General features: G+C 72.5%; 9 protein-coding genes. 2 read left to right on the top strand and 7 right to left on the bottom strand.

The features are described 5' to 3' along the window. Positions 1–67 precede the first annotated feature (67 nt). The 3 genes from ACPZVR_RS08590 to ACPZVR_RS08580 form a co-directional block, all read right to left on the bottom strand. Positions 68–580, bottom strand: a complete 513-nt coding sequence (locus ACPZVR_RS08590; protein ID WP_436699163.1) for a pyridoxamine 5'-phosphate oxidase family protein — start codon at positions 578–580, stop codon at positions 68–70. 10 nt (positions 581–590) lie between these two features. Continuing rightward, the gene (locus ACPZVR_RS08585; RefSeq protein WP_436699162.1) at positions 591–995 is read right to left on the bottom strand and encodes a hypothetical protein; all 405 of its coding nucleotides are present in this window, start codon (positions 993–995) and stop codon (positions 591–593) included. Between the two features lie 81 nt (positions 996–1076). Then, complete coding sequence (locus ACPZVR_RS08580; RefSeq protein WP_436699161.1) at positions 1077–1454, bottom strand: hypothetical protein; 378 nt, start codon at positions 1452–1454, stop codon at positions 1077–1079. Positions 1455–1572: 118 nt separating this feature from the next. Between ACPZVR_RS08580 and ACPZVR_RS08575 the strand changes: the two genes are divergently transcribed. Then, positions 1573–2583, top strand: a complete 1011-nt coding sequence (locus tag ACPZVR_RS08575) for a hypothetical protein (protein WP_436699160.1) — start codon at positions 1573–1575, stop codon at positions 2581–2583. 15 nt (positions 2584–2598) lie between these two features. On the opposite strand, the gene ACPZVR_RS08570 is transcribed toward ACPZVR_RS08575, so the two are convergent. Genes ACPZVR_RS08570 through ACPZVR_RS08555 form a run of 4 tightly spaced genes read right to left on the bottom strand, consistent with a single transcriptional unit; the run spans position 2599 to position 8942 of the window. Beyond that, the gene (locus tag ACPZVR_RS08570) at positions 2599–3924 is read right to left on the bottom strand and encodes a maltokinase N-terminal cap-like domain-containing protein (protein ID WP_436699159.1); all 1326 of its coding nucleotides are present in this window, start codon (positions 3922–3924) and stop codon (positions 2599–2601) included. Continuing rightward, a complete protein-coding gene (treS, locus tag ACPZVR_RS08565) occupies positions 3921–5618 on the bottom strand; it encodes a maltose alpha-D-glucosyltransferase (protein WP_436699158.1) in 1698 nt (565 codons plus the stop codon). Before treS ends, ACPZVR_RS08570 begins: the two co-directional genes overlap by 4 nt. Further along, the gene (locus tag ACPZVR_RS08560; protein WP_436699157.1) at positions 5615–7657 is read right to left on the bottom strand and encodes an alpha-1,4-glucan--maltose-1-phosphate maltosyltransferase; all 2043 of its coding nucleotides are present in this window, start codon (positions 7655–7657) and stop codon (positions 5615–5617) included. The genes treS and ACPZVR_RS08560 overlap by 4 nt, the downstream gene beginning before the upstream one ends. Before the next feature lie 43 nt (positions 7658–7700). Next, positions 7701–8942, bottom strand: a complete 1242-nt coding sequence (locus tag ACPZVR_RS08555) for a molybdopterin molybdotransferase MoeA (protein ID WP_436699156.1) — start codon at positions 8940–8942, stop codon at positions 7701–7703. A 257-nt stretch (positions 8943–9199) separates the two neighbouring features. Between ACPZVR_RS08555 and glgP the strand changes: the two genes are divergently transcribed. Next, on the top strand, positions 9200–11785 hold the full coding sequence (gene glgP, locus ACPZVR_RS08550; RefSeq protein WP_436699155.1) for an alpha-glucan family phosphorylase: 2586 nt from the start codon (positions 9200–9202) through the stop codon (positions 11783–11785). The last annotated feature ends 128 nt before the right edge of the window (positions 11786–11913 follow it).

Raw genomic sequence — 11913 nt, 5'->3', positions numbered from 1 at the left:
TGCAACGCCCGACAAGTGACAGTTGTGCCCGTCCGGTGTGACCCATGGGGCAGGTGGTGCGACGGCCTCAGCGTCGCCAGGTCTGGCGGGGTGCGAACCCGGTACGCCGCAGCCAGTGCTCCGTGTACACGATCCGGTCCGGGGTGATGACGGTCAACGGATCGGCGGGCGGCTCCGCGAGCGAGCGGCCCCGCTCGACATGGTCGGACTGCCAGCGCACGGCCTCCCAGTAGGCCTCCGCGTCGGGATGATCGCGCTCCAGCGTGCGCGCCGTGCCGAAGAACTGGGCTCCGCGGCTGCTGGCCTGACCAACAAGCGGCGCGACGATGCCGGCCGAGACGCGTGGGTCGCGGGCCAGGTTGCGGGACTTCGGTGAGGCGTTCCAGCTGGTGTAAAAGATCTCCAGGCCCAGGCTGAAATACCGCACCGGCGTGGCTGCGGGGGAGCCGTCGGCGGCGATGGTCGCGATCACGGCGGTGTTCTGGGCCGAGAGCAGGTTGAGGATCCGCTCCTCGACCTGCTCACGAGGAAGGATGCCCTCGGGGGCCGGGCCGGCGAGCCAGGGATTCGTGACGGGCATGCTGCGATCCTCACATGTCGACCCCGATGAACTCCGGGTCCCCGCCGTCGCCGCTCAGCCGGCTCAGCTCCGTGCAGCTGCCCGGGGCGATCACGCAGTCGTAGACGGTGCGATCCGCGGTGGCGACGAGGATCGACCCGTCGGTGTCGACGGCGTACCACGCGACCCCGTCCTCCGCAGACCGCGGGCCGACGGCGAGGTACACCGGCTCGTCGCCCCGCCGGGTGGGCTGCAGGGTGCTGCTCCAGTCCACGACGTACCGGCCGTCGAGAGTGAGCTGCGCGTCGATCGCTCCCGCGACCAGACGCCGGTCGCCGGACTGCGCCGCGAACAGGTCGGCGTACGCCTCGTCGTCGGACACCGGCACCTCCTGGACGAAGGATGCCGCAGGCGGTGCGGTCCCGGTGGTCTCCATGTCCTCTAGATGTCGACGGAGGAACGATCGGTGTGCCGCCCGACGATGCGATCGCCGCGGGTACCGGCGCCGCCGAGAGCCCTACCTGGGCTGAGCGGTCCGCGCTCCGTCCGACCTCTCGAACGCCCACGCCGACAGCCCGAAGAGCCCGGCGAAGCCGGCGCTGAGCCAGAGCACGTCGAGCGTCTGACCCTCCTCGGCCAGGCCGGAGGTCACGGCGACCGCTCCGGCGAGCAGCACGGCCACGGCCGTGGCACCGAGCGCCAGCGCCATCCCGTGCGCGCGCAGCCGGGCGATCGTCGCGCCGACCAGCCCGACGACCAGCGCACCGACGTAGAGCAGGTCCGGTGGCCCTCCGTCGCCCACGATGCCGAGGGCGGCGATGCCGAAGGCGACGACGAGCGCGGTGCCGAGCGCGACGACCAGCCCGGCGGCGTACCAGGTCCGTGAAGTCCTCATGACCCGCACGCTAGGCCCTCGGCCGGGCAGGAGGTGGGTGGGAGATGTGCAGATCCTGTGCAGGTGCCCGGTACCGCGAAAGCCCGGCGCCCTGCCTCGTCGGCTGCGAGGATGCGTCATGGCCTCCTGCTCCCGGGTCCGTCCTCTCGTCCTGCTCGTCGGTGCCCTGACGCTCGCCTCCGCCCTGGCTGCCTGCGGTGCTCCCGAGCTCCTCACCGACGGGATGAGGGCGGGGAAGGCCGGTCGCTTCGAGGACGTCGCCCCGAGCGTGGCCGACCGCGCGCCGGAGGACGGGGACGTCGTCCAGGTCGTACCGGGCACAGAGCGAGAGGCCCAGGAGTTGGTGGATGCGGCTGAGCAGAGGCTGATCGAGGAGCCGGATGCCGACTTCGACGTGTCCTGGAGAGGCGGAGGCCTATGGGAGACGCCGATCGTGGGACGCTTCGACGCCGATCAGCCGGCAGCGGAGGTCACGATCGGCCTGGACGAGGACGACCGCTACGAGCTGCGCCTGCTCGGCGCGGACACCTGGGTGCGGGCGACGGTGGACGGCAGGGCGATGGACTGCTGGATGCACCTGACCGGCACCCCGGAGGAGGGCGGCCCGGTGGGGCTTCCGTACCAGGCGCTGCTGCTCCTCGAGCCGGTCGCGCTCGGTTTCCTGGAGCTCGCCGACGGTGATCCTGCCGCGCAGGACGTCGGTCGAGAGGTGGTGGTGGAGCTCCGGCTGGACGAGGCGCTGCCGGCGGCGCTGCCGCAGCTGGGCGGCCCCACGAGGAAGCCACTCGACCCGCGAGCCCGGGTGCGCGCGGTGGCGGACGTCGGGGTGGGTCCGCGCTATCGGTCGATCGAGTACGAGGCCGCCGACCTGTTCGACGCGCTGGCGGCATCGGAGGGCGGCGTGCCGCGGAAGCTGCGTCGGCTCGTGGCCGAGCCGACCATGCGGATGATGCGCGTGCGGATCGACTACCGCAACTACGGCAGCGGTGAGGTCCGGATAGAGGTACCGCCCCGCTCGAAGGTCGCCGACTTCGGCACCTGGAGCGACCTGCTCGCCGGACTCGAGAACCCCGCCCTCCGCGACCCGGACGGCGCGCCGTCGTGCGACGCTGCCCATCGCGGCGCCTGACGCGTCAGCCCGCTGTCAGCCCGCTGTCAGCCGGGCCACGCCCGCCAGCGGGATCGGCAGCCAGGTCGGCCGGTTGCGCGCCTCGTAGACGCACTCGTAGACCGCCTTGTCGACGACATAGGCCGTGAGCAGCACCCGGTCGGTGCCCGAGAGTCCCTCCTCGCCGCAGTACGACGCGAGGAACGCCTTGCGGTTGCGCCGGGCCCACTCGTCGGCGCGGACGCCGCGCTGGTGCAGGACGTCCGGGTCCTCCTCGGGCATCGACTCGGCGACGGCGTGCGGGGCGTAGTCGAAGGAGCGCAGCATGCCGGCGACGTCGCGCCACGGCGAGTCGGGCAGGAGGCGCTCGGCGAGCGGCTTGGCGGGCTCGCCCTCGAAGTCGACGAGCTTCCAGCCGGCCACGGTGCGCAAGGTCTGCCCGAGATGGAGGTCGCCGTGGATCCGCTGGGCGGGGACGACGTCGAGGCCGGCCACCGCCTCGAACACCGACCGGGCCGCGTCGGCGTACTCGGCGAGCTCGGGGACGACGCCGACGGAGGCGTCGAGCCGCGCGGTCATCGCCGACGCCAGCGAGCTGCCGGGGACCTCGGAGGTGGGGAAGGAGGCGCGCAGCTGCGCGTGCACGTCGGCGAGGGCGGTGCCGAGCCGGGCGGCCTCGGCGGCGAAGTCCCCGCCGACCTCCTCGGCGTGCAGGTCGGCCTCGGCGAAGAGGTCGCGGACGCTCGCGAGCGCGAGGTCCCAGCCGTCGCTGGCGGTGCGCAGGAACTGCTGGAGCATCCCGAGCTGGAGATCCTCGACCTCGATCCAGCCGTAGAGCTGGGCGATGTGGGGCGACCCGGCCTCGGTGAGCACCCGGTGGGTGGTGATGTCGGGGTTCTCCCCGGGCGTCACCTTGCGGAAGAGCTTGAGCACGGAGTCCTCGCCGAACAGGACCGAGGAGTTCGACTGCTCGCCGCTGAACAGGCTCCCGGGGGCGTCGAGGTCGAGGTCGTGACCGGGGAGGCGCACGAAGCCGGGACGCTCGCCGAACGCCCGCAGCAGCTGGGACATCGCGATGCGGTCCTGGGGCGCGTCGTACGCCGGCCGGCCGGCCTCGCCCGGCGGCCAGTGACCGACGTGGGCGTGCTCCAGGCGGTCCTGCGGCTCGTCGTGGACGGCGAGGGGGACCTGGTAGAGCTCCGTCTCGCCGCCGTCGTAGGTCACCTCGACGAGGAGCAGGACCACCTCGGGCGCGCCTCCCAGCCGCAGCAGCTCCCGGGTGCCGGTGACGGCGAAGGCCCGCCCCTTGCCGCCGAACCAGCGGCTGCGCTCGAGGAACGGGGCGAGGAAGGACACGCTCACAGCACCGGCCTCCCCGTCGTCTCCGGATCCGTCAACCGGAACCAGTAGAAGCCGTGCCCACTCAGCGTCAGGAGATACGGGAGCTCGCCGATGCGGGGGAAGGGGACGCCGCCCAGCAGCTCGACCGGGACCCGTCCCTCGAAGCGGCGCAGGTCGAGCTCGACGGGCTGCGGGAAGCGGGACAGGTTGTTGACGCAGAGGATGACGTCGTCGTCGGCGTGCTCGCGGACGTAGGACAGCACCGTCGGGTTGGAGCCGCCGAGGTCGGCGAAGGTGCCGAGGCCGAAGGCGTCGTGCTGCCGGCGGATGTGGATCATCCGCCGGGTCCAGTGCAGCAGCGACGACGGGTTCTCCAGCTGGGCCTCGACGTTGACGCTCTGATAGCCGTAGACCGGGTCCTGGATCGTCGGCAGGTGCAGCTTGCCGGGGGTGGCCGAGGAGAACCCCGCGTTGCGGTCGGGCGTCCACTGCATCGGCGTGCGGACGCCGTCCCGGTCACCGAGCCAGATGTTGTCGCCCATCCCGATCTCGTCGCCGTAGTAGAGGACGGGGGAGCCCGGCAGCGAGAGCAGCAGGGCGGTGAACAGCTCGATCTGGTTGGTGTCGTTGTCGAGCAGCGGGGCCAGCCGCCGCCGGATGCCGATGTTGGCCTTCATCCGGGGATCCTTGGCGTACTCGCCCCACATGTAGTCGCGGTCCTCGTCGGTGACCATCTCGAGGGTCAGCTCGTCGTGGTTGCGCAGGAAGATCCCCCACTGGCAGCCGGCGGGGATGTCCGGTGTCTGGTCCATGATCTCGGAGATCGGGAAGCGCGACTCCCGGCGCACCGCCATGAAGATGCGCGGCATCACGGGGAAGTGGAAGGCCATGTGGCACTCGTCGCCGCCCACCGACGGGTCGCCGAAGTACTCGACCACGTCGGTCGGCCACTGGTTGGCCTCGCAGAGCAGCACGCGTCCGGGGTAGTTGTCGTCGACGAACCGGCGGACCTTCTTGAGGAACTCGTGGGTCTCGGGCAGGTTCTCGCCGTTGGTGCCCGGCCGCTCGTAGAGATAGGGCACCGCGTCGAGGCGGAAGCCGTCGAGGCCCATGTCGAGCCAGAACGCCATCGCGTCGAGCATCGCGTCGTGGACCCGGGGGTTGTCGAAGTTGAGGTCCGGCTGGTGATGGAAGAACCGGTGCCAGTAGTACTGGCCGCGGGTCTGGTCCCAGGTCCAGTTCGAGGGCTCGGTGTCGACGAAGATGATCCGCGCGTCCTGGTAGAGCTCGTCGGTGTCGGACCAGACGTAGAAGTCGCCGTAGGGGCCCTCCGGGTCGCTGCGCGAGGCCTGGAACCACGGGTGCGCGTCGCTGGTGTGGTTCATGACGAAGTCGATGATCACCCGGATCCCGCGCTCGTGCGCGGCGTCGAGGAAGGCATGGAAGTCCTCGACGGTGCCGCACTCGGGCAGGATGTCGGTGTAGTCCGCCACGTCGTAGCCGCCGTCGCGCAGCGGCGACGTGAAGAACGGCGGCACCCACAGGCAGTCGACGCCCAGCCACTGGAGGTAGTCGAGCTTCTCGGTGAGACCGCGGAAGTCCCCGGTGCCGTCGGCGTTGGAGTCGCGGAAGGAGCGGACCAGGACCTCGTAGAACACCGCCGTCCGGAACCACTCGGGCTCCTCGTTCAGCACGATGGACTCAGCGGTGCTCATGCAGGTCCCTTCACGGAGAGGATGTGCGCCGGCTGCGCGGGATCGAGCCGGACGTAGTTGTGCTCGCCCCACGTCCACGTCGATCCGGTCAGCTCGTCGTGGACGGTGAAGGACGTGCCCGGGGCCAGGCCGAGGGCCGCCAGGTCGAGGTGGACCATCGACTCGCGCACCTGGTGCGGGTCGAGGCTCAGCACCACGACGACCCGGTCGCTGGTCCCGTCGGGGAGGGCGACGCTCTTCGACCAGCAGATGACGTGGTCGTCCTCGGCGGCGTGCAGCCGCAGGTTGCGCAGCAGCTGCAGGGCGGGGTGCGCGCGCCGGATCGCGTTGAGCCGGGTGATGTACGACGCCAGCCCGTGCCCGTTGGTCGCGCCGCTGGTCGCGGCCGACCAGTCCCGGACCCGGATCTGGTACTTCTCCGAGTCGAGGTACTCCTCGCTGCCCGGCCGCACCGCGACGTGCTCGCCGAGCTCGTACCCGGCGTACATGCCCCAGCTGGGGGAGGACATCGACGCCAGCACGGCCCGGATCCGGAAGGCGCCCGGGCCGCCGTACTGGAGGAACTCGTGGAGGATGTCGGGGGTGTTGACGAAGAAGTTCGGCCGGATCCGGTGCGCCGACTCGTGCGCCACCTCGCGCAGGTAGTCCTCGACGTCGACCTTCTCGGTGCGCCAGGTGAAGTAGGTGTAGGACTGGTGGAAGCCGATCGCGCCGAGGGTCTGCAGCATCGGCGGCTTCGTGAAGGCCTCGGCGAGGAAGAGCACGTCGGGGTCGGTACGACGGACCTCGGCGAGCAGCCACTGCCAGAAGGCGACCGGCTTGGTGTGCGGGTTGTCGACCCGGAAGATCCGCACCCCGTGGTCCATCCAGTGGCGCACGACGCGCAGCACCTCCGCGGAGATGCCGGCGGGGTCGTTGTCGAAGTTGACCGGGTAGATGTCCTGGTACTTCTTCGGCGGGTTCTCCGCGTAGGCGATCGAGCCGTCCGCCCGGGTCGTGAACCACTCGGGATGGGCGGCCACCCAGGGATGGTCCGGCGCGCACTGCAGCGCGAGGTCGAGCGCGACCTCGAGGTCGAGGGCGCGGGCGGCGGCGACGAAGGCGCCGAAGTCCTCGATCGTGCCGAGGTCGGGGTGGACGGCGTCGTGCCCGCCGTCCTTGCTGCCGATCGCCCAGGGCGATCCCTTCCAGTCCGCCGGCGTAGGCTCGCCCTCGGGGAGCACCGTGTTGTTGGGTCCCTTGCGGTTGACCTCGCCGATCGGGTGGATCGGCGGCAGGTAGACGACGTCGAAGCCCATCGCGGCGACCGCGGGCAGCCGCTCGGCGGCGGTGCGGAAGGTGCCGCTGACCACCTCGCCGGTGGCGGGGTCGTGCGTGGCGCCCTCGGAGCGGGGGAACAGCTCGTACCAGCTGCCGAAGAGCGCACGCGAGCGGTCGACGAACACCGGGAACGGCCCCTCGACGGTGAGCAGGTCGCGCAGCGGATGGGCGTCGAGGAGGGCCCGCAGCTCGGGCGACTCGAGCTGGGCGAGTCGCGCCTCCACCGGGCGGGTCGTGTCGTCCGCGGCGGTGATCGCGGCCCGCACCGTCGCCTGCTCGGCCTTGGTGAGGCCGCCTGCCCCCAGCACCCGCTCGAGCAGCAGCCGGCCCTCGGCGAACATCAGCTCGACGTCGACCCCGGCGCGGATCTTGATGCCCGCGGCGTGCTCCCAGGTCGCGATGGGGTCGGACCACGCGTGCACCTCGAACGACCACGCGCCCTCGGCGTCGGCACGCACCCAGGCCTCGTGCCGGTCGACGGTGAACCGGTCGCGGGCGGGGAGGGCCCGCATCCGCACCGGTGGTCGTCGTACGCCGTCGGGGCCGATGAGCACCACCTCCGCCCCGAGACGGTCGTGTCCCTCGCGGAAGACGGTCGCACTGACCGGGAAGGGCTCGTTCAGACTGGCCTTCACGGGGAGGCGGCCGCCCGGTGCGGGATGGCTGGTTCCGGCCGCGAGGACCGGCTCGACGTCGATCACGGGGATGCGTCCGACCATGACCCGAACCTATCGAGTCCGCCGCAGTCGCCCTAGTGCGGACCTAGTCCGACGTCAGGTCCCACACGTCCACGTCATCACCGACGGCCAGGGGAGCGCCGTCGGCGGGCAGGTCGATCAGCGCGTCGGCGCCGGCGAACCAGCCGAGGAACCCGGAGCCGGGGGGACCCCACGGCCGCACGGTCCGGGCGGCCCGGTCCAACCGCGCGCGGCGCAGCTGGCGCTTGCCGCGCAGCGGCTGCAGCGGCTCGGTCAGCGTCGCGCGGACCACGGTGCGCCCGGGCCGGGGGTGGCCGAAGGCCGCGCGCAGCGCGGGCCGGACGAACACCTCCCACGACGTGAGCGCGCTGACCGGGTTGCCCGGAAGGCAGACGACGGGGACATCGTCGACCAGTCCCGAGCCCTGGGGCATCCCCGGCTGCATCGCCACCTTCACGAACTCGATCCCGCGCGGCCCCAGTCCGTCCTTGACGACCTCGTACGCGCCGGCACTGACCCCGCCGCTGGTGAGAACGAGATCGATGCCGCCTCCCGCGAGCTCGCCGTCGAGGAGGGCCAGGAAGGTCGGGACGTCGTCCTCGACCCAGAGCCTGCGCACGGCCACGCCTCCGGCCTCCTCGACCGCGGCGGCGAGCAGGGCGCCGTTGGCGTCGCGGATCTGGCCCGAGCCCGGAGCGGGGTCCTCGGCGAGCTCGGAGCCGGTCGACACGACGAGGACCCGCGGGCGGCGGCGGACGACGACCTCGCGGACGCCGAACGCGGCGAGGACGCCGAGCTGTGCCGGTCCGAGCGTCGTTCCCGCGGACAGCACCTCCGCCCCGGCGGCGACGTCGGATCCGGCGGTGCGCACGAAGCTGCCGCGCGGGCGGGCCTCGCGGATCTCGACGGTCTCGGTCCCGCCGTCGGTCGCCTCGACCTCCACCACCGCGTCGGCGCCGGTGGGGACGGCGGCGCCGGTCATGATCCGGCGGACCTGCCCCGGCGCGAGGTCGCCCACGGGCGCTCCGGCCGGGATGTCCGGGCCGACCGGCAGCCGGACCGGGGAGTCCGGGGTCGCGGCCGCGACGTCGGCCGCGCGCACGGCATACCCGTCCATGCCGGAGTTGTCGAAGGCCGGCAGCGGCTCGGGCGCCGTCACGGGCCGGCCGAGCACCCGCCCACGCGCCTCGTCGAGCGCGACCGTCTCGGTGGGCCAGGGCCGATCCGGCCCCCGGCCGGCGGCGAGGAGGTCCGCGACGTGACGCTGGTGCTCGGGGACCGGGCGGAGGGGGGCTGTCGTGCTCATCACCGCCAGCCTAGGCCCCGGCTCACCCGCGCGGCAGCGTGGCGCACGGCGTCTGGCCGCCGGGCCAGCCCCGCCATACGACGGGCAGGGCGGCCCCCATGACTCCACCCCGCCCGTCTGTACCGGCACAACGGCGTGGGCACCTCGGCGTTATGCGCAACCGCGGGTTGCGTCTACCGGGCGCGGCGGGCAGCGGCGAGCAGGGCCGGGAGGCCCGGCTCTTGGATCGTTCAAGTCCGATTGGCTACCGTCGGTCCATGCGTGCGATCCGGAGGTTCACGGTCCGCCCCGTCCTACCCGACGCGCTCGCCTCCCTGGGCGAGCTCGCGGCCAACCTGCGCTGGTCGTGGCACCCCCCGACCCAGGCGCTCTTCGAGGCGGTGGACGCCGAGCTCTGGCAGGAGGTCGGGCGGGACCCGCTGCGGCTGCTGGGCGAGGTGAGCGCGGAGCGCTGGGCCGAGCTGGTGGCCGACGAGGACTACGTGCGGCGGGTGGCCGAGGTGCGCGCCGACCTGGCGGCGTACCTCACGCAGGACCGGTGGTACCAGCGGGCCCGGGCCGCCGACCCCGACGGCACCTGGCCCCGCTCGATCGCCTACTTCTCGCCGGAGTACGGCATCACCGCCGTGCTGCCGCAGTACTCCGGCGGCCTCGGCATCCTCGCGGGCGACCACCTCAAGGCCGCCAGCGACCTGGGCGTGCCGATCGTCGGCGTCGGGCTGCTCTACCGCCACGGCTACTTCAAGCAGGCACTCTCGCGTGACGGCTGGCAGCAGGAGAGCTACCCCGTCCTCGACCCCGACGGGCTGCCGCTCTCGCTCCTCCACGAGCACGACGGCAGCCGGACGACGATCGCGATCCGGATGCCCGACGGCCCCGACCTCCTGGCCCGGGTCTTCGTGGCCAGCGTCGGCCGGGTGCCGCTGCTGCTGCTCGACACCGACGTCGAGGAGAACCCGGAGGCCTACCGTCTCGTCACCGACCGGCTCTACGGCGGCAACACCGAGCACCGGCTGCGGCAGGAGCTGCTGCTCGGCGTCGGAGGAGTCCGCGCGCTGCGCGCCTACTCCCGGATCACCGGCGCGCCGGAGCCGGAGGTGTTCCACACCAACGAGGGCCACGCCGGCTTCCTCGGTGTCGAGCGGATCCGCGAGCTCACGGCCGAGAGCGATCTCGACTTCGCCGCCGCCCTCGAGGCGGGCCGGGCGTCGACCGTCTTCACCACCCACACGCCGGTACCCGCGGGCATCGACCGGTTCCCGCGCACGCTGGTCGAGCAGTACCTCGGGGAGCACGGCGCCACGCCCGGGGTCCCCGTCGACCAGGTGCTCGCCCTCGGCGCCGAGGACTACGACGGCGGCGACCCGGGCGTCTTCAACATGGCGGTGATGGGCTTCCGCCTGGCTCAGCGGGCCAACGGCGTCTCCCAGCTGCACGGGCACGTCAGCCGCGGCATGTTCAACGGGCTGTGGCCGGCCTTCGACGAGGCAGAGGTGCCGATCACCTCGATCACCAACGGCGTGCACGCGCCGACCTGGGTCGCGCCGGAGGTGGTCGCGCTCGCGGAGGCCCAGGGCGCCGACTACCACGGCGACGACGCCGCCGCCTTCTGGGCGGCCTTCGACAAGGTGCCCGGCCCCGACGTATGGCGCACCAAGCGGCAGCTGCGCGAGCGGCTGGTGGACGACGCCCGCCGCCGGTTGCGCAAGGCGTGGGAGAAGCGCGGCGCCTCCCCGGCCGAGCTCGGCTGGATCGAGGACGCGCTCGACCCCGACGTGCTGACGATCGGCTTCGCCCGCCGGGTGCCGTCGTACAAGCGACTGACGCTGATGCTGCGCGACCCTGGGCGGCTCAAGGCCCTGCTGCTCCACCCCGAGCGCCCGGTGCAGCTCGTCGTCGCCGGCAAGGCGCACCCCGCCGACGACGGGGGCAAGCGGCTGATCCAGGAGCTGGTGCGGTTCGCGGACGCCGAGGACGTGCGGCACCGGATCGTCTTCCTGCCCAACTACGACATCGCGCTCGCCCAGCCCCTCTACCCGGGCTGCGACGTCTGGCTCAACAACCCGCTGCGCCCCTACGAGGCGTGCGGGACCTCCGGCATGAAGGCCGCGCTCAACGGCGGCCTCAACCTGTCGATCCTCGACGGCTGGTGGGACGAGTGGTACGAGCCGGAGTTCGGCTGGCCGATCCCCTCCGCCGACGGACTCGACGACTACTCCGACCAGCGTGACGACCTCGAGGCGGCCGCTCTCTACGACCTCATCGAGAACGAGGTCGCGCCGCGGTTCTACGACCACGACCACGAGGGCGTGCCGGCGGGCTGGGTCGAGATGCTGCGCCACACCTGGGCGAGCCTCGGGCCGAAGGTGCTCGCCACCCGGATGGTCCGCGACTACGTCGAGAAGCTCTACGCGCCGGCCGCGGCCAACGCGCGGGCACTGGCCGCCGTCGAGAACGGGGCCCGCGACCTCGCCGCCTGGAAGGCCCGCGTACGCGGCGCCTGGGACGGGGTCCGGGTCGAGCACGTCGAGGCCGAGGGCATCGGAGACGTCGCCGAGGTCGGTGCCGTGCTCCGGGTGCGCTCCTATGTCGCGCTCGGTGACGTCGCCCCCCACGACGTCGAGGTGCAGCTCGTCCACGGCCGGGTCGACGCCGAGGACGACATCGTCGCCGCGTCCGTCGTACCGCTCGCGCTGGTGGAGTCGTACGACGGCGGCCGGCACCGCTTCGACGGCGAGGTCGCGCTCGGCCGCTCGGGCCCGTTCGGCTACACCGTCCGGGTGCTGCCCGCCCACCCGCTCCTCGTCGCCCCCGCCGAGCTGGGAGTCGTCGCCCTGGCCTGACCGACCCGTCGCATCCGAACCTCTGAGAGCCACCGACCCGTCGCGTTCAAACGCGACGGGTCGGTGCGTTTTTCGACCGGCCCGCGGCCTGTGTTTCGGCTCGGTGACTTTTCAGTGACGGGCGCCGA

The sequence above is a fragment of the Nocardioides segetis genome, from assembly GCF_051390595.1.
GTDB lineage: Bacteria > Actinomycetota > Actinomycetes > Propionibacteriales > Nocardioidaceae > Nocardioides.
The sequence above is the reverse complement of the archived record's forward strand: the minus strand, read 5'-3'. Positions and strand labels throughout refer to the sequence as shown.

Coding starts and splice junctions, on each gene's coding strand:
- ACPZVR_RS08590 (WP_436699163.1), bottom strand. CDS start 580: ATGCCCGTCACGAATCCCTGGCTCGCCGGCCCGGCCCCCGAGGGCATC.
- ACPZVR_RS08585 (WP_436699162.1), bottom strand. CDS start 995: ATGGAGACCACCGGGACCGCACCGCCTGCGGCATCCTTCGTCCAGGAG.
- ACPZVR_RS08580 (WP_436699161.1), bottom strand. CDS start 1,454: ATGAGGACTTCACGGACCTGGTACGCCGCCGGGCTGGTCGTCGCGCTC.
- ACPZVR_RS08575 (WP_436699160.1), top strand. CDS start 1,573: ATGGCCTCCTGCTCCCGGGTCCGTCCTCTCGTCCTGCTCGTCGGTGCC.
- treS (WP_436699158.1), bottom strand. CDS start 5,618: ATGAGCACCGCTGAGTCCATCGTGCTGAACGAGGAGCCCGAGTGGTTC.
- ACPZVR_RS08560 (WP_436699157.1), bottom strand. CDS start 7,657: ATGGTCGGACGCATCCCCGTGATCGACGTCGAGCCGGTCCTCGCGGCC.
- ACPZVR_RS08555 (WP_436699156.1), bottom strand. CDS start 8,942: ATGAGCACGACAGCCCCCCTCCGCCCGGTCCCCGAGCACCAGCGTCAC.
- glgP (WP_436699155.1), top strand. CDS start 9,200: ATGCGTGCGATCCGGAGGTTCACGGTCCGCCCCGTCCTACCCGACGCG.